This is a genomic window from Sphingomonas sp. (assembly GCF_036269755.1).
Classification (GTDB): domain Bacteria; phylum Pseudomonadota; class Alphaproteobacteria; order Sphingomonadales; family Sphingomonadaceae; genus Sphingomonas.
In genome coordinates this window covers 120,160-136,477 of sequence record NZ_DATBDV010000020.1, presented here as the reverse complement: position 1 = coordinate 136,477, position 16,318 = coordinate 120,160, and the positions used below count along the sequence as shown (strand labels likewise).

The 16,318-nt window shown below is 67.0% G+C and carries 16 protein-coding genes; 8 read left to right on the top strand and 8 right to left on the bottom strand.

The window, feature by feature from the left end:
- Window positions 1-30 precede the first annotated feature (30 nt).
- The 3 genes from VH326_RS13390 (at window position 31) to VH326_RS13380 (ending at window position 2,535) form a co-directional block, all read left to right on the top strand.
- Window positions 31-1,209: an acetyl-CoA C-acyltransferase gene (locus VH326_RS13390; RefSeq protein ID WP_329632334.1), complete on the top strand. Its 1,179-nt coding sequence runs from the start codon at window positions 31-33 to the stop codon at window positions 1,207-1,209.
- Between the two features lie 68 nt (window positions 1,210-1,277).
- On the top strand, window positions 1,278-1,766 hold the full coding sequence (locus VH326_RS13385; RefSeq protein WP_329632333.1) for a pyridoxamine 5'-phosphate oxidase family protein: 489 nt from the start codon (window positions 1,278-1,280) through the stop codon (window positions 1,764-1,766).
- 43 nt (window positions 1,767-1,809) lie between these two features.
- On the top strand, window positions 1,810-2,535 hold the full coding sequence (locus tag VH326_RS13380; RefSeq protein WP_329632332.1) for a DsbA family protein: 726 nt from the start codon (window positions 1,810-1,812) through the stop codon (window positions 2,533-2,535).
- A 67-nt stretch (window positions 2,536-2,602) separates the two neighbouring features.
- Here VH326_RS13380 and VH326_RS13375 read toward each other — a convergent pair whose 3' ends face one another.
- On the bottom strand, window positions 2,603-3,832 hold the full coding sequence (locus VH326_RS13375; protein WP_329632331.1) for a polyhydroxyalkanoate depolymerase: 1,230 nt from the start codon (window positions 3,830-3,832) through the stop codon (window positions 2,603-2,605).
- 120 nt (window positions 3,833-3,952) lie between these two features.
- Between VH326_RS13375 and VH326_RS13370 the strand changes: the two genes are divergently transcribed.
- Entirely contained in the window at window positions 3,953-5,734 is a 1,782-nt protein-coding gene (locus tag VH326_RS13370) for an ABC transporter transmembrane domain-containing protein (protein ID WP_329632330.1), read from the top strand.
- A gap of 166 nt (window positions 5,735-5,900) precedes the next feature.
- A complete protein-coding gene (locus VH326_RS13365) occupies window positions 5,901-7,061 on the top strand; it encodes a saccharopine dehydrogenase family protein (RefSeq protein ID WP_329632329.1) in 1,161 nt (386 codons plus the stop codon).
- Here VH326_RS13365 and VH326_RS13360 read toward each other — a convergent pair.
- Genes VH326_RS13360 through VH326_RS13350 form a run of 3 tightly spaced genes read right to left on the bottom strand, consistent with a single transcriptional unit; the run spans window position 7,058 to window position 9,933 of the window.
- A complete protein-coding gene (locus tag VH326_RS13360; protein WP_329632328.1) occupies window positions 7,058-7,396 on the bottom strand; it encodes a hypothetical protein in 339 nt (112 codons plus the stop codon). The genes VH326_RS13365 and VH326_RS13360 overlap by 4 nt on opposite strands.
- Window positions 7,396-7,701: a hypothetical protein gene (locus tag VH326_RS13355; RefSeq protein ID WP_329632327.1), complete on the bottom strand. Its 306-nt coding sequence runs from the start codon at window positions 7,699-7,701 to the stop codon at window positions 7,396-7,398. The genes VH326_RS13360 and VH326_RS13355 overlap by 1 nt, the downstream gene beginning before the upstream one ends.
- A gap of 12 nt (window positions 7,702-7,713) precedes the next feature.
- Window positions 7,714-9,933, bottom strand: coding sequence for a VacB/RNase II family 3'-5' exoribonuclease (locus VH326_RS13350; protein WP_329632326.1), 2,220 nt, complete (start codon window positions 9,931-9,933; stop codon window positions 7,714-7,716).
- Between the two features lie 47 nt (window positions 9,934-9,980).
- Here VH326_RS13350 and glpD point away from each other — a divergent pair, with 47 nt between their 5' ends.
- From glpD to VH326_RS13335, 3 genes are all read left to right on the top strand, one after another.
- The gene (gene glpD / locus VH326_RS13345) at window positions 9,981-11,435 is read left to right on the top strand and encodes a glycerol-3-phosphate dehydrogenase (RefSeq protein WP_329632325.1); all 1,455 of its coding nucleotides are present in this window, start codon (window positions 9,981-9,983) and stop codon (window positions 11,433-11,435) included.
- A gap of 109 nt (window positions 11,436-11,544) precedes the next feature.
- A complete protein-coding gene (locus tag VH326_RS13340) occupies window positions 11,545-12,477 on the top strand; it encodes a rhodanese-related sulfurtransferase (protein WP_329632324.1) in 933 nt (310 codons plus the stop codon).
- A gap of 43 nt (window positions 12,478-12,520) precedes the next feature.
- Window positions 12,521-12,877 (top strand): PilZ domain-containing protein, encoded by a 357-nt coding sequence (locus tag VH326_RS13335; protein ID WP_329632323.1) that lies wholly within the window; start codon window positions 12,521-12,523, stop codon window positions 12,875-12,877.
- 100 nt (window positions 12,878-12,977) lie between these two features.
- Here the strand turns inward: VH326_RS13335 and VH326_RS13330 are convergent, their stop codons facing one another.
- The 4 genes from VH326_RS13330 to VH326_RS13315 form a co-directional block, all read right to left on the bottom strand.
- Complete coding sequence (locus VH326_RS13330; RefSeq protein WP_329632322.1) at window positions 12,978-13,418, bottom strand: hotdog fold thioesterase; 441 nt, start codon at window positions 13,416-13,418, stop codon at window positions 12,978-12,980.
- Between the two features lie 146 nt (window positions 13,419-13,564).
- Window positions 13,565-15,100, bottom strand: a complete 1,536-nt coding sequence (locus VH326_RS13325; protein ID WP_329632321.1) for an aminoacyl--tRNA ligase-related protein — start codon at window positions 15,098-15,100, stop codon at window positions 13,565-13,567.
- A 121-nt stretch (window positions 15,101-15,221) separates the two neighbouring features.
- Complete coding sequence (locus VH326_RS13320; RefSeq protein WP_329632320.1) at window positions 15,222-15,740, bottom strand: CcdC protein domain-containing protein; 519 nt, start codon at window positions 15,738-15,740, stop codon at window positions 15,222-15,224.
- Between the two features lie 122 nt (window positions 15,741-15,862).
- Window positions 15,863-16,279: a hypothetical protein gene (locus VH326_RS13315; protein WP_329632319.1), complete on the bottom strand. Its 417-nt coding sequence runs from the start codon at window positions 16,277-16,279 to the stop codon at window positions 15,863-15,865.
- Window positions 16,280-16,318: the final 39 nt, after the last annotated feature.

Genomic DNA, 16,318 nt, shown 5'->3' with positions numbered 1-16,318 from the left:
GGCCTCCGCCGGGGCGACGAAAGGACTGAAATGCGCTCCGCCGTCATCGTTTCCACCGCCCGCACCCCGATCGGCCGCGCCTATCGCGGCGGGTTCAACAACACGCCGTCGCCGACGCTCGCCAGCCATTCGATTCGGGCCGCGGTCGAGCGCGCCGGGATCGACCCGGCAGAGGTGCAGGATGTCGTGTTCGGCGCCGCGCTTCAGCAGGGCGTCCAGGCCGGCAATATCGCGCGCACCGCTTTGCTCCGCGCCGGGCTGCCGGTGACCGTCGCCGGCATGTCGGTCGACCGCCAGTGCGCCTCCGGGCTGATGGCGATCGCCACCGCGGCGAAGGAGATCATCGTCGACAATATGGACGTGTGCGTAGGCGGCGGCGTCGAATCGATCAGCATGGTGCAGACCCCGCAGATGCGCGTCGGTCGCGACGACGAGCTGCTGGCAATGCACAAGGACGTCTACATGCCGATGCTGCAGACCGCCGAGGTCGTGGCGAAGCGCTACAATATCAGCCGTGAAGACATGGACCAGTACGCGCTCAAGTCGCAGCAGCGCACCCATGCCGCACAGCAGGCCGGCTATTTCGACGCCGAGATCGTGCCGGTCAAAGCGACGATGGCGATGACCAATAAGGAGACCAAGGAAGTCACGCATCACGAGGTCGAAGTGACAAAGGACGAGGGCAATCGCCCCGAAACCTCGATCGAGGGGCTGCGGGGCTTGCAGCCGGTGCTCGGCCCCGACTTCACGATCACCGCGGGCAATGCCAGTCAGCTGTCGGATGGATCGTCGGCCAGCGTACTGATGGAAGAATCGCTCGCGTCGAAGCGCGGCCTCACCCCGCTGGGTCGCTATGTCGGTATGGCGGTCGCGGGTACCGAGCCCGACGAGATGGGCATCGGCCCCGTCTTCGCGATCCCCAAATTGCTCGAGCGCAACGGCCTCAAAATGGACGATATCGGCCTGTGGGAGCTCAACGAAGCGTTTGCGGTGCAGGTGCTGTACTGCCGCGACAAGCTCGGCATCCCCGACGAGCTGCTCAACGTCAACGGCGGCTCGATCTCGATCGGCCATCCCTACGGCATGACCGGCGCGCGCTGCACCGGCCACGCGCTGATCGAAGGCAAACGCCGCGGCGCGAAGTACGTCGTCGTGACGATGTGCGTCGGTGGCGGCATGGGTGCTGCGGGGCTGTTCGAAGTTCTTTGATCCGCCCCTAGGGATATTTCCGCGCGGGTCGGCCGTTTGCTCCTTGATAAATGTCAGGAGCGCTACGAATGGCCGACCCGCAGGAAATCAAGCAGCATTTCTGGAAGAAGCTCGCCGACAGTCCGTTCGTGATGATCGGACTCGAAGGTGGCGGGCATCATGAGCCGCTGACCGCGCAGCTCGACCAGGAGCAGGTCGACACGATCTTCTTCTTCATCGGCAAGGACAACCGCCTCGCCCAAGGTGGCAAGACGATGGCGCAGTTTGTGGCGAAGGGGCACGACTTCTTCGCGTGCCTGTCGGGGAACGCGCGGATCGATAACGACTTCGGGATGGTCGACAAGCTCTGGAACAGCCAGGTCGAGGCGTGGTTTCCCGGCGGCAAGAGCGATCCCAATCTCGCGCTGCTGCGCTTCGATGTGGACGATGCCGAGATGTGGGAGACCGACGTGAGCCTGGCCGGCAAGGTCAAGATGCTGTTCGGCGGCAAGATCAAGGCCGGCGACGAAGGCAGCCATGCGGTGGTGGGAACGACCGCGGAGGCGACCGGCGCGTAACATCGGATTGTCACGCAACTGCGAAAACGGCATGAGCGGCGGGATGAAAATGCTCGCCGCTCTAGCCGTTCTCGCGCTTGCCCTGCCTGCGTCCGGTGCCTTCGCTGGCCCGGGCTCGCGCAAGGTCGTGCGTCGCGCTCCCGCCAAGCCGCCCGTGCCGGTACCGTGGGAGAAGCGAGTCACGCTGACCGCGAATGGCGGCTTCCTGGTCGGCAACCCGGCCGCCAAGGCCAAGGTCGTCGAATACGGCTCACTGACCTGCCCATTCTGCCAACGATTTCACAGCGCCACGGTCGAGGGTTTCCGCGAGCGGATCGCGACCGGCCAGGTCAGCTTCGAGTATCATCCCTTCGCGGTGCATAGCGCCGATCCGATCCTCCACGCGCTGCTGCGCTGCGCTGGTCCTGCCAACTTCCTGCGCTTCTCGGACGATTTCTACGACAGCCAGCCGACGCTGGCGCTCGCCTACGAACAATGGGCCGAGGCCAACCCGACGGGCAATCCGTTCGCGACCGCGGCCGACCGCGTCAAATATGCCGATCAATGGGGTTTCACCGCCTTCGCGACGAGCCATGGCCTGACCAGGGCGCGCGCCCATGCCTGCCTCGCCGACGCGGCCGCATTCCGCGTCGATCGGCAGCGCGAGGAAAAGGCGACGGTGACCCCCGGCGTGAAGGGAACGCCCACGCTGTACCTCAATGGGCAGCCGCTCAACGTCTATAGCTGGCCCGAGATCGACCAGGCGATCGGCGCGGTTCTTGGCAGTTGACGTCACTCCAGCGAAAGCTGGAGTCTTTCGGCGGCACGAGATGCCAGCTTTCGCTGGCATGACGGAGCTAGCCGTGCGCTTCGATCCAGGCTTCGACCACCGGGGCGATCTGAGTGCGCCACTTGCTGCCGTTGAAGATGCCGTAATGCCCGGCATCGGCCACGAGATATTTCTTGTCCGCGGCGGGCAGGTTGCTGGCGATCGTCAGCCCGGCCTTGGTTTGGCCTAGCCCCGAAATATCGTCGCGCTTCCCCTCGATCGCGAGCAAAGCTATGTCGGTGATCGCGCCCGGATCGACCTTGCGCCCGCGATGCGTCATCTCGCCCTTGGGCAGCGAATGGTGCTGGAACACGACGTCGATGGTCTGGAGGTAAAATTCGGCGGTCATGTCGCAGACGGACCGATATTCCTCGTAGAAATCCTTGGTCGCCTCGGCCTCGATGTCCTCGCCCTGGACGAGGTGTTTGAACATCTCCCAGTGCGAGACCATGTGGTTGCCCAGGTTCATCGTCATGAATCCCGCGAGCTGCAGGAAGCCCGGATAGACCCGGCGCCCCGCCCCCGGATAATTGCCCGGCACGGTCGCGATGACATTCTGCTCGAACCAGGCGAACGGGCGCTCGGTGGCAAGCGTGTTGACCGCCGTCGGCGCTTGCCGCGTATCGACCGGGCCGCCCATCATCGTCAGCGTCCTCGGCCGGCACGGATCCTTGTCGGCGCTCATCAGGCACGCCGCGGCATAGGCCGGCACCGATGGCTGACACACCGCGAGCATGTGCGCGCGCTCCCCGCCATTGGCTTGCCCGATCGCGTGCATGAACTCGATCAGGTAATCGATATAGTCGTCGAGATCGAAACTGCCGTCGCTCAGCGGCACTTGCCGCGCGTCGCGCCAATCGGTGATGTAGACGTCCGCGAACGGCAGCATCCGCTCGACCGTACCGCGCAGCAGCGTGGCGTAATGGCCCGACATCGGCGCGACGATCAGCAGCCTGGGTCCGCCTTCCACGCCGGCGCGGACGAACCGCTTCAACTGCCCGAACGGCTTTTTCAGGACGATCTCCTCGCGGACATCGACCCGCTTGCCGTCAACCATCGTGTGGTCGAGCGCGAAGGCGGGCTTGCCGCGAGGCGCCGCTGCATGCGCGAACACCTCAAGCGCGGAGGCCATTACCGGACCGCCGCCGAAATAGGCGAACGGATTGGCGGGGTTACCCAGCAGCTCGGCGCCAAAATTGGCCCAGGCGCTCGCACCGGCCAGCATCGACCGCTGCATTTCGTAAGCGTCGTAAAGCATCTGCCCCCAAATCGTTACTGGCGTCCCCGCCATCAAGCCCTAGGCCCGTGTTGCACTGCACACAACGGCTGATGCGATGGATCGTTGCGGGTGCGGCCATGCCGCTGCTAGGGCGAAACGATGGCCGATCCCGCTCCCGATACGCCGAAGCCGGGCCGTAAGCTTGGTAGTCTCCGGATGGTCTGGCATTATGCCGGCCGTTATCCGCTGCAGCTCTGCATTGCACTGCTTGCCCTGCTCGGGACGTCTGCGGCGACCCTGTCCTTTCCCGCCTTGCTGAAACCGCTGATCGATCGCGGCTTCTCGCACGGGGCCGACATGGCCCATGTCAACGACGTATTTTATCACCTGCTGCTCATCGTGGCGGGCCTCGGAGTGGCGACCGCGATCCGTTTCTATTTCGTCTCTTGGCTCGGCGAGCGGACCGTGGCGGACGTGCGGATCGCGGTGCAGCAGAACCTGTTGCGACTGGCGCCGCGCTGGTTCGAGGAGAACAGGCCGTCGGAGATCGCTTCGCGCCTGACAGCCGACACCACGCAGATCGAGATGGCGGTCGGGACTACCGTCTCCGTCGCGCTGCGCAATTTGATCACGGGGATCGGTGGCACCGTTGGGATGTTCATCCTGGCGCCCCAATACGCCGCCATGATCCTCATCGGCATCCCGGTCGTACTCACGCCGATTCTACTATTGGGCCGGCGGCTGCGGGCGACCTCCCGCACCAGTCAGGATCGTATCGCCGACATTGGTTCCAACGCAGTCGAGGTATTCTCGGCTATGAAGGTCGTGCAGGCGTTCGGCCAGGAACGGCGCGAGGGTCAGCGCTTTGCAGACACGGTCGCGCGAGGCTTCAGCGCGGCCAAGCGGCGGATTTTCATTCGAGCGGTGCTGACCGCGTTTTTCATCACCCTGATCTTCGGCGCGGTGACCTTCCTGCTCTGGGGCTCCGCCTCGGCCGTGGCGGAGGGGGAGATGTCACCGGGCACGCTCACCGCGTTCATCGGCTACGCGATCCTGACGACGGGCGCGTTCGGCGCGCTGTCCGATGTGTATAGCGACCTGCTGCGCGCGGCGGGCGCCGCCGAACGGCTCAGCGAATTGCTCGCCGAGCAACCCGAAATCCATGCCCCCGCCGACCCGGTCGCGCTGCCCGAGCCGCCGAGAGGCGCGATCCGGTTCGACCATGTCGCATTCCGCTATCCGACGCGGCCGGACGTGTCGGCGCTGGTCGATTTCTCGCTCGACGTCGAGCCGGGAGAGACCGTCGCGGTGGTCGGTCCCTCGGGGGCCGGCAAGACGACGTTGTTCCAGTTGCTCCAGCGCTTCTACGACCCGCAAAGCGGCGAGATCACCATCGACGACGTGGCTCTCCGCCAAGCCGACCCCGCCGCGATCCGCCGCCGGATCGCGATGGTCCCGCAGGAAACCGTCATCTTCGGCGCGTCGGCGCGCGACAACATCCGCTATGGCGAATGGGGTGCAAGCGACGCAGCGATCTGGGCGGCCGCCGAGGCCGCCAATGCCGCCGAGTTCCTGCGCAAATTGCCCGATGGGCTCGACACTTTCATGGGCGAAGGCGGCGCTCGGCTGTCGGGCGGGCAGCGCCAGCGAGTCGCGATCGCCCGCGCACTGCTCCGCGACGCCCCGATCCTGCTGCTCGACGAAGCGACGAGCGCGCTCGACGCTGAAAGCGAGCGGCTGGTGCAGGAAGCGCTCGAACGGCTGATGGGCGGTCGCACGACGTTGGTCATCGCGCACCGTCTGGCGACCGTCCGAGCGGCCGGGCGGATCATCGTGATGGATGACGGTCGCATCGTCGAACAGGGCAACCACGCGACGCTCAATGCCAAGGGCGGGCTGTACGCGCGGTTGGCGTCGCTGCAGTTTAGCGAAGCGGCGTAGCTTCCCCGCCGGCTTACGGGAGGGGGAGCGGCGGGTCGGTCGTCCCCCGGACGACCTGAAGCAAGCTGGGGGCTTGCTTCACCCGCGGCTGGGTGGGCATGTTGTCGCGACCCTTTGCTGGACAGGCCCACCCGGCCCCTCCCGCAAGCGGGAGAGGAGAAAAGCAATGGCCCGCGAATTCGATATCATCGTCTACGGCGCGACCGGGTTTACCGGGCGGCTGGTCGCCGAATATCTGGTCGCGAGCTATCCGAGCGGGGTCAAGTGGGCGATGGCCGGGCGCTCGTTGTCGAAGCTCGAGGAAGTCCGCGACGAGATCGGCGCGCCCGCCGGCGCCGCGCTCATCACCGCCAATTCCGACGATCCCGCCAGCCTCGATGCGATGTGTCGGCGCGCGACGGTCGTCGTCACCACGGTCGGCCCCTATCAGCTCTACGGCAGCGATCTCGTCGCCGCGTGCGCGGAGACCGGCACCGCGTATGTCGATCTGTGCGGCGAGCCCGCCTGGATGCGGCACATGATCGACGCGCACCACGAGACTGCGCAGAAATCGGGCGCGCGGATCGTGTTCAGTTGCGGGTTCGACTCGATCCCGTTCGACTTGGGCGTGTTGAGCCTCCAGCAATGCGCGACCGCCAAGCATGGGAGGCCCGCCCCCCGCGTCAAAGGGCGCGTTCGCGTGATGAAGGGCGGGTTTTCGGGCGGGACCGCGGCGAGCCTGAAGGCGACGCTGGCTGCCGCCGCGCGCGACCCGCGGATCGTTGCGTTGCTCACCAGCCCCTTCGCGCTCACGCCTGGCTTTTCGGGTCCGCACCAGCCGACCGGGCTGCTCCCCGAATACGACAAGTCCGTCGGCGCCTGGGTCGCGCCGTTCATCATGGCGCCGATCAACACCAAGAACGTCCACCGCACCAACTTCCTGCTCGGCGAACGCTACGGCACGGACTTCGTCTATGACGAGATGATGGTCGCCGGGCTCGGTGATATCGGCAAGGCGGCCGCCGAGGCGATCGCCAAGATCAACCCGCTGGCCAGCGACAAGGGTCCCAAGCCCGGCGAAGGCCCGTCGAAGGAAGAACGCGACTCCGGCTGCTACGACATCATCTTCATCGGCGAATATCCCGACGAGGCACGCGTCGAATGCGTCGTCACCGGCGACCGCGACCCCGGCTATGGGTCGACCAGCAAGATGATCGCCGAGGCGGCACTGTGCCTGGTGCAAGACGTCGAGGGGGCGGGCGGGATCTGGACCCCCGGCGCATTGATGGGCGACCGCTTACGCGAGCGGTTGGTGGCGAAAGCGGGGCTGACGTTTCGCGTCGGCTAATAGAACATCACGATCACGACTGCGGCGAGCAGCGCGAGCGGCAACCCCCACATCGTCAGCACGCGGCTGCGCGCCCGTTCGCGCAAGTGATAGGCGACCAGATCGAACCAGAAGCGCCCGCCCGGTACCTCACGGACCACCCCAGTCGCGCGCATCCGAGCGAACGCCGCGGTGTCACGCGGATCGGGCGTGAAGGCGATCGCATCCTCGGGCGCCAGCGCGTGCGCCGCGAGCATCGCCTTGGCGATCCGCCCACGCACCCTGAGCGCAGCCGCCGGTATCGGGGGCGGCTCGGCCGGCGCGGTCGTGCCGGTCAGGCGCAGCCGGTCGTTCATCACCCGGCGAACAGGCTGAGCGCCGCGCCGATCGCAACCACCGCGCCGACCGCGATCCCCGCGCGCCGTCGCCGTGCCTTGCTCCACGCGTCGTACGCGGGAATGTCGAGCCAGTAGGTGCCGGCCTTGCCGACCTGGAGCACGCCCTTGTCGATCAGCCGCTCGAGCAGCCGCCGCTCGATCCCACGCTCGGGCGCATAGCCGATCGCCTTGTCGGCGGAGACGGCATCCTGCGCCATGAAGTGCGAGATCAACCGCCGCCGCGCTCGTGCCACCGCGGCGGCCGCCCCTGCTGCTGCTCCCATGACGATACTCCCCTATTTGCGGCGTTTACCCTGGTGCCGGATGTTGGCGGGTCGCCCGCGCCGTTTCAAGTCGCGTTGCGGCCGCGATCCACGCGCCGCGCCTTTTCCTTCGGGCAGTTCGAAGCGCAACGCGCCCGACACCGGATTGGACTCGGCGAGCCGCAGCGTGAGCCGTTGGCCGATCGCATATTCGTCGCCCGATTGCTCCCCGACCAGTTTCTTGGCGACCTCGTCGTAGCGGAAATATTCGCCCCCCAGGTCGCGCACCGGCATCAGCCCGTCGCCCCCGATCCCGTCGACCGTCGCGAAGAAGCCGAAATTGGTCACGCCGCTGATCCGCACCTCGACCAGCTCGCCGACGCGCTCGGCGAGATAGGCCGCGACGTAACGGTCGATCGTATCGCGCTCGGCCTCCATCGCGCGGCGTTCGAGCCGGCTGATCGCCTCGCCGATCCGCTCCATCCCCGCCGCTTCGTCCGACGTCAGTCCGCCGGGACCGAGGGCGTACGCGCTCACCAGCGAGCGATGAACGACGAGGTCGGCATAGCGCCGGATCGGCGAGGTGAAGTGCGCATAGCTGCCCAGGCTGAGCCCGAAATGCCCATGATTGTCCGGCGCGTAATAGGCCTGCGTCTGGCTGCGCAGGATCTGCTCCATCACCTGCGGGCGGAAATCGACGTCGCCGATCTTGTCGAGAATCCGGTTGAACGTGGCCGGACGGATGACCTGTCCGAGCGCGAACTTGACGCCGTACGTCTCCAGATAGTCCTTCAGCCCCACCAGTTTCTCGCGGCTCGGCGGCTCGTGGACGCGGTACATCACCGGCGCCTTTTTCGCTTCGAGCGCCTTGGCCGCGGCGACGTTGGCGGCGATCATGTAATCCTCGATCAGCCGGTGCGCGTCGAGCCGCTCGCGCGGCGCGACCGACATGATTCGCCCCTTCTCGTCGAGCACGACGCGGCGTTCGGGCAAGTCGAGATCAAGCGGCTCGCGCGCGTCGCGCGCCTTGGCCAGCGCGCGCCAGCAGGCCCAGAGTGGGTTGAGAGCGGTGTCGGTCAGCGGATGATCGAGCTCGCCATCGATTGCGGCCTGCGCGTCCTCATACGCGATGTTCGCCGCGATCCGCACGAGAGCGCGAGTGAAGCGCCAGCTTTTGAGCTGCCCGTCCTTGCCCACCTGCAAGTGACACGCCAGCGCCGCGCGGTCTTCGCCGGTCTTGAGCGAGCAGATCTCCGCCGACAGGATCTCGGGCAGCATCGGCACGACGCGGTCGGGGAAATAGACCGAATTGCCGCGCCGCCGCGCTTCGCGGTCGAGCGCCGAGCCGGGGCGGACGTAGAACGACACGTCGGCGATCGCGACCACCGCCTGCCAGCCGCCCGCATTGCCCGGATCGTCGTCGGGCGCGGCCCACACCGCATCGTCGTGATCGCGCGCGTCGGCGGGATCGATCGCGACGATCGGCAGGTGGGCCAGATCTTCTCGATCTTCGCCCACAGGAAGCAACGCGGCCCTGTTGGATTCTTCCAACACGTCGTCGCCGAATACGTCCGGAATACCGTGTTCATGGATCGCGATCAGCGAGAAGCTGCGCGGCGCGAACGGATCGCCGAGCCGCTCGGTCACGCGCGCGGTGATGCGCGGCGGGCGTCCCGTTTTTTCCGCGAGCACGAGGTCGCCCGGCTGCGCGTCGCCCGCATCGGACACCGGATATTGCCGCCGCTCGCGCTTCTCGACGCCTTCGAGCCACAGGCCATTGCCTTCCCAGCGCAGCACCCCAAGCATCAGCTCGTCGCCCTTGGCGAGCTGCTTCATCGGGTGCGCGATCCAGCCCTTCCCGGCCTCTTCGGTCCGCGCGAGGATGCGGTCGCCGACCCCCAATGCGGAGCGCTTCCCCCGCTCGCGCACGCGCAAGCGCGGCATCGGCGCGGCGTCGGCGTCCCAGCGCTCGGGCACCGCCCAGACGTTGCCGCCATCGTCGACATCCGAGACGCGCAGCACGGTCACCTTGGGCAGCCCGCCGGCCTTGTGGAACGCGCGGCCCGGAGCGCTGTCGATCAGCCCTTCGTCGGCCATGTCCTTGAGCAACGCCTTGAGCGCGATCTTCTCGTGCGCCGAGAGCCCGAACGCCTTGGCGATCTCGCGCTTGCCCGCCGGCGTGTCCGATGACGTGATGAAATCGATGATCTGCTGGCGAGTGGGAAGGCCGGGCTGATGTCTTGGTTTTGCCATGTGACGCGAAGATAGGCGCTCCGCTCGAATGACGGTAGGGGGAGCGCGTGACCGACCATTACGACCTCCTCATCGCCGGCGGCGGAATCAACGGCTGCGCGATCGCGCGCGAAGCGGCGCTGCTGGGATTGAAGGTGCTGCTGGTCGAGCGCGACGACCTCGCCAGCCACACCTCCTCGGCCTCGACCAAGCTGATCCACGGCGGCTTGCGCTACCTCGAATATTACGACTTCCGCCTCGTCGCCGAGGCGCTCAGGGAACGCGAACGCCTGATCCACGCCGCGCCGCACATCATCCGCCCGTTGCGCTTCGTGCTGCCGCAGGAAAATGCGGTGCGGCCGTGGTGGATGGTGCGGATCGGGCTCTACCTTTACGACTTCCTCGGCGGGAAGATGAGCCTGCCCCGGTCGCGCGGGCTGCGGAAATCGGACACCGACTACATCGCGCCGTTGAAGGGCGGGGAAAGCGGGTTCGTCTATTCGGACGCGCAAGTCGACGATTCGCGGCTCACCTTGCTCAACGCGGTCGACGCCGCCGCCAATGGCGCGGAGATTTGCACGCGGGTTTCGCTTGAAGGTGCGTCGCGCGAAGGCGGTCTCTGGCACGCGACGCTGTCCAACGGACGCGAGGTCACCGCGCGAGGCTTCGTCAACGCCGCGGGGCCGTGGGTTCATCTGCTGCTCGAACAACTCGGCATTCCCAGCAAGGCGAACGTTCGACTCGTCAAGGGCAGCCACATCGTCGTGCCCAAGCTGTACGAGGGCGACCACGCCTACATCCTTCAGCTCCCCGACCGCCGAATCATCTTCGCGATTCCCTGGCAGGGCGGGACCGAAATCGGGACGACCGACATTCCCGTCGATGCGCCCGAGGATGCGGTGATTTCAGCCGAAGAGATCGCCTACCTTTGCGATGGCGCGAACCACCACTTCGTGAAGCAAGTTTCGCCCGCCGACGTGACATGCAGCTGGTCGGGCGTGCGGCCGCTCTATGACGACGGCGCGAGCGAGGCGAAGGCCGTGACGCGCGATTACGTGCTCGAGCTCGACGAAGACGGGCCGCCTTTGCTCAGCGTGTTCGGCGGAAAGATCACCACCGGCCGTCACCTCGCCGAGGAAGCAATGGCCAAGCTCGGCGCGGCGCTGGGGCTCAAGCCGCGCCCGATCACTCGCGCCCGCGTCTTTCCCGGCGGCGCGATCGGCGATTTCGAACACTTCCTCGCGCAAGTCCGCGCGAGCTGGCCGTTCCTCGGCGAAGCGCGGTCGGCGCGAATGGCACATGCTTATGGATCGATGCTCGGCAAGATGCTCGACGGTGTGACGGACGAGGCCGGGATGGGCGCGGACCTCGGCGGTGGGCTGACCGAGATCGAGGGGCGCTGGATGCAGACCCACGAATGGGCGCGGACGGCGGCGGATGCGCTCGACCGACGCAGCAAGGTCGGACTGCACTTGACCCCCGAACAGCACGCGGCATTCGAGAAAGCGTGGGACGCGTTGTGACTCTTTTGCCTAAGCCTCACCGTGCTCCGGCGAAGGCCGGAGCGCTGGCAGGAATGCGCTTCGATCGCCAAGGCTCCGGCCTTCGCCGGAGCACAGGTTTCTTGACCCGATGATCCAGGTCGCCGCGCTCTACCGCTTCGCGTCTTTCCCCGACCCCGCCATGCTGCGCGGGCCGTTGCTCGATCTGTGCATGGCGCAAGGCGTCAAAGGCACGTTGCTGCTCGCGACCGAAGGCATCAACGGCACCATTGCCGGACCGCCCGAGGGCATCGACCAAGTCCTCGCGCACATCCGCACGCTGCCCGATTGCGCCGATCTCGATGTCAAGTTCTCGGCGGCCGAGACGATGCCGTTCCACCGCCTCAAGGTCCGGCTCAAGCGCGAGATCGTGACAATGGGCGAGCGCGTCGATCCGCTCGCCGTGGGCAGCTATGTCGCGCCCGCGGACTGGAACGCGCTGATCGATCAGCCCGGCACGCTCGTGATCGACGCACGCAACGATTACGAAGTGCGCGTCGGCAGCTTCGCCGGGGCGGTCGATCCGGGCACGTCAAGCTTCAGCGACTTCCCCGCCTGGTTCCGCACGCACCGCGAGGAGATCGCCGCCGCGCCGCGAGTCGCGATGTTCTGCACGGGCGGGATCCGGTGCGAGAAGGCCACGGCCTTGCTCAAGGCGGAAGGAATCGAGCACGTCCATCATTTGCAGGGCGGCATCCTCAAATATCTCGAGGAGGTGCCCGAAGCCGACAGCCGCTGGCGCGGCGAATGCTTCGTGTTCGACGAGCGAGTCGCGGTCGGACACGGCCTCGCCCCCGGAACGCACGTGCTGTGCCGCGGCTGCCGGATGCCGGTCAGTCCCGAGGACCGCGCCTCGCCGCTGTACGAGGAAGGCGTCGCTTGCCCCGCTTGCCACGGTGCCCGCGACGAGGGGACTCGTGCAGGCTATGCCGAACGTCACCGCCAGGCATCTTTGGCGAAGGCGCGCGGGCAAGCGCATGTCGGCGCCACGCACCCAAAAAAGCGAGCCTTAGCCACTCCTTAACCCTGCCCGGCGCAGCCTCGCCGCGAGTGAGTCGGGGAGCGTAGTGGCAACCAAATATTCGCAGTTTCGCAAGGCGGCGCCGGCATTGGTCGAGCAGCGCGCCGAGCCGCGGCTGCGCCTGATCGTCACGCGCGCCAGCGTGCGGCGGCACGGCAAGACGCCGATCGAAGCGGTGCTCCACGATTTGTCCTCGTACGGCTGCCGGATCGCGACTCCCGTCGCGACCGATCAAGGCGAGCGGCTGTGGCTGCGCTTCGACGGGCGGATGCCGATCGCGGCGAGCGTGGTGTGGTGCGCCGACGGGATGATCGGGTGCCGCTTCGACTCGCCGATCGAGCGATCGGTGATGCGCGCGTTGAGCTTGCGCCTGGTGACGCGCTACGCCGACACGGCGAGCTGAAGCGCGATTCCGATCGCTAGCATCACCAATAACCACCGCATCGCCGATCCCTCCAGAGGGCGAACGTGTGTCTACGCACCAGCGGCGCGAATCCTTCGCGTCAGCCGCGCGCGATCACCGCGAGCGTGATCCGCGACAGGCAGACCAGCTTGCCGGCATCGTCGGTGATCCGGATCGTCCACACCTGAGTCGTGCGGCCGATCGATTCGGCGGTGGCGACCGCGGTGACATAGCCCGCCATCACCGGGCGGATATGGTTGGCATTGATCTCCATGCCCACCGCGACCGAGGTCGCCGGGTCGAGGGTCATGGTGGCGCCGACCGACGCCACGGTCTCGGCGAGCGCCACCGATGCGCCGCCATGGAGCCGCCCAAACGGCTGGTGCGTACGCGCGTCGACCGGCATCCGCGCGGCGAGCCAGTCGTCGCCAGCTTCGGTGAATTCGATGCCGATATGCCCCGGCATCGACGCGGCGCCGAGTTGGGTGAGCGCGGCGGGGTCCGGTTTTTGGCCGGCGAACCAGATCATCTTGGCAGGCACGACATTCCTTCCCTCACCCCAAAACACGCTTCCCCGGCGAACGCCGGGGCCCAGTTGGACGGATGCAGAAATCTGGCGGTGCGCATGATCGTCGGACGGCGTCGCAACTGGACCCCGGCTTCCGCCGGGGAGGCGTGAGAGGAAAACTAATACGCCCGCGCGATCAGCACGCGTTCGACCGCGGGCTCGCCGGTGAACAGGCACGTACCCGTCGCCGGGGGCGCGCCCTGGGGCACGTTGCGCAGCGTGAGCTTGAGCGATTTCAGTTTCTCGACCACCTTGTCGAGCGCGACGCCGGTCGGCTTCGACCAGCCCGCTTCGACCCAGCCGGGGTTCTTGACGTCATCTGCAAAGAACGCCTCGAGCCCAGCCATGTCGGCCACGTCGCGCGAGATGCCGGCGTCGAGCCGCGCCTTCGCGCCCGCCAGCATCACGCTCTGGATTTGCTCGAGCATCCCCGCGGCCCGGCCGACGAAATCGGTCTTGGCCACCACCGCGCTGTCGAGCTTGCCGTCCTCGCGGTACAAGCGATCGCGGCGGATCACCGATACGTTGCCGCCCGCCACATCGCGCCCGCCGACCTCGATCACGATCGGCGCGCCCTTCTTGATCCAGCCCCAGCGCTTGGTGGTCGACTTCGCCGCCTTCATATCGAGCAACGCCCGCACCGGCTCGCCGCACGCCGACAGCTTCGCCAGCTCGCGCTGCAGCGCGCGGCAATAATCGAGGATCGCGCCATCCTCGTCGGTGTCGCGCAACATCGGCACGATCACCACTTGCCACGGCGCGAGCCGCGGCGGAACGCGAAGGCCATCGTCGTCGCCATGGACCATGATCAGCCCGCCGATCATCCGCGTCGACATCCCCCAGCTCGTCGTATTGGCGAATTCGAGTTCGCCGTTCGCATTCTGGAACTTGATGTCCTGCGCATGCGCGAAGTTGGTGCCGAGGAAGTGCGAGGTGCCCGCCTGGAGCGCCTTGCCGTCCTGCATCATCGCCTCGATCGACCAGGTTTCGACCGCGCCGGGGAAACGCTCGTTCTCGGGCTTTTCGCCGGCAATCACCGGCAGCGCGACGCATTCCTCGGCGAAGCTGCGATAGACTTCGAGCATCTTGAGCGTCTCTTCGCGCGCCTCGGCCTCGCTGGCGTGTGCGGTATGCCCCTCCTGCCAGAGGAATTCGGTGGTGCGCAGGAACATCCGCGTGCGCATCTCCCAGCGCACGACGTTGGCCCATTGATTGATCAGCACCGGCAGGTCGCGCCACGATTGCACCCAGCGCGAGAACGCAGTCCCGATCACCGTTTCCGACGTCGGGCGAATGACGAGCGGTTCCTCGAGCTTGGCGGCGGGATCGGGGATCAGCTTGCCCTTGCCGTCGGGGATCAGCCGGTGGTGCGTGACGACCGCCATTTCCTTGGCGAAGCCCTCGACATGCTCGGCCTCCTTCTCGAAATTGGAGAGCGGGATGAACAGCGGGAAGTAACAATTCTCATGCCCCGTCGCCTTGATGCGATCGTCGAGCAGCCGCTGGATTCGCTCCCAGATGCCGTACCCCCATGGCCGGATCACCATGCACCCGCGCACCCCGGACTCCTCGGCCATGTCGGCTTCGGTGATCACGGTCTGATACCATTGCGCGAAATCCTGCGCGCGCGTGACGGATAAAGCGTGCTTGATCATGATGAGGTCGCTTAGTCGGCCAGAACCGATCCGTCACCCCGCACTTGCGCCACAATAGGCTCGCGCGCAGGCGCGAGCGCCGAGTCGCTCCGCGCCCGCAGGTTCGCAAGGCGATCGCGGACTAGGCGGCCGCGCCGCCTCCCGCCTCATCGAGCATCCGCTTCGCGCGCAGGTACATCTCGACCCGGGTCATCGCGAACATGCCGAGCGCGAGCGCCAGCGCTGCGTCGGTCACCAGCGCCACGTCGAAGCCGAGCGACCGTCCCTCCCCCTGTGCCACCGTCTTGATCAGGATGATGCCGAGCAGGAACAGCACCGCGAGCGGCGAGCCCTTCTGGCTGAGCGCGTGCGTCTCGGGGTCGACGTGGATCTGCATCAGCCGCCCGCGCTGCCAGCCGATCGCGGCGCCGACGATCAGCGCGACCGCGGCGGCGATCCAGGCGCTCCGGCCCGGCGGCGTCGCTACGAAAGTGGCCGCGACGATCGCGAGGTAGATCGCCGGCACGATCCACAACTGGTTGAGCCGCAACGGCCGCATCCGAGTCATCCGGCGCGCGCGAAGCGTGAAGACGATCGCGATCACGACGACCGGAATGACGTATTGCAGAACCCCGTTGGGCTGAACGACCTGAACCTGCATCACTTACCCCCGAATGCGCGCGGCCTTATCGCCCGTGGCGCTGGGGTCGCGTAGCACTTGATCGGCTCGGCGTCTTCGCTCTTCGGTGGCGGCCGTGCGCGGAGCGACGACCCGCGGCGTCCTTACCGGTCGATCGAATCGAGCACGCGGCGCAGACGGACGACAGCGGCATCGACCTCATCGGTCATCGCGGCAGCATCGCCCGCGGCACGACCGGCGACGGCGACCGCGCCGATGGTGCCCGCGCGCAGCTTGGCGCGATAGGCCGGGTCGCGGCGGCGCTGGATGTCGGCGAGCGTGTCGTTGGGGCGGATGTCCGCATCGGGCGCGAGATCCGCGAGCGGCCCGACGCGCGTGTCGAGCATGGCGGCGGCAAGCTGGTCGACCAACCCGGCGACGCCGGCCTGGACTCGCGGATCGCTCAACGTGCGCGCGGCCGTTCGCAGATCGTCGCGGTGCGACGGCGGCGCCGCACGCTCGCGCGCCATCGCTGGAGTCGCCATCGTCGTGGCGAGGAGGATCAAGGCAGTCTTACGCATATACCCATCCGATCGCTGTTCCGGAACGCCGCCGCCATA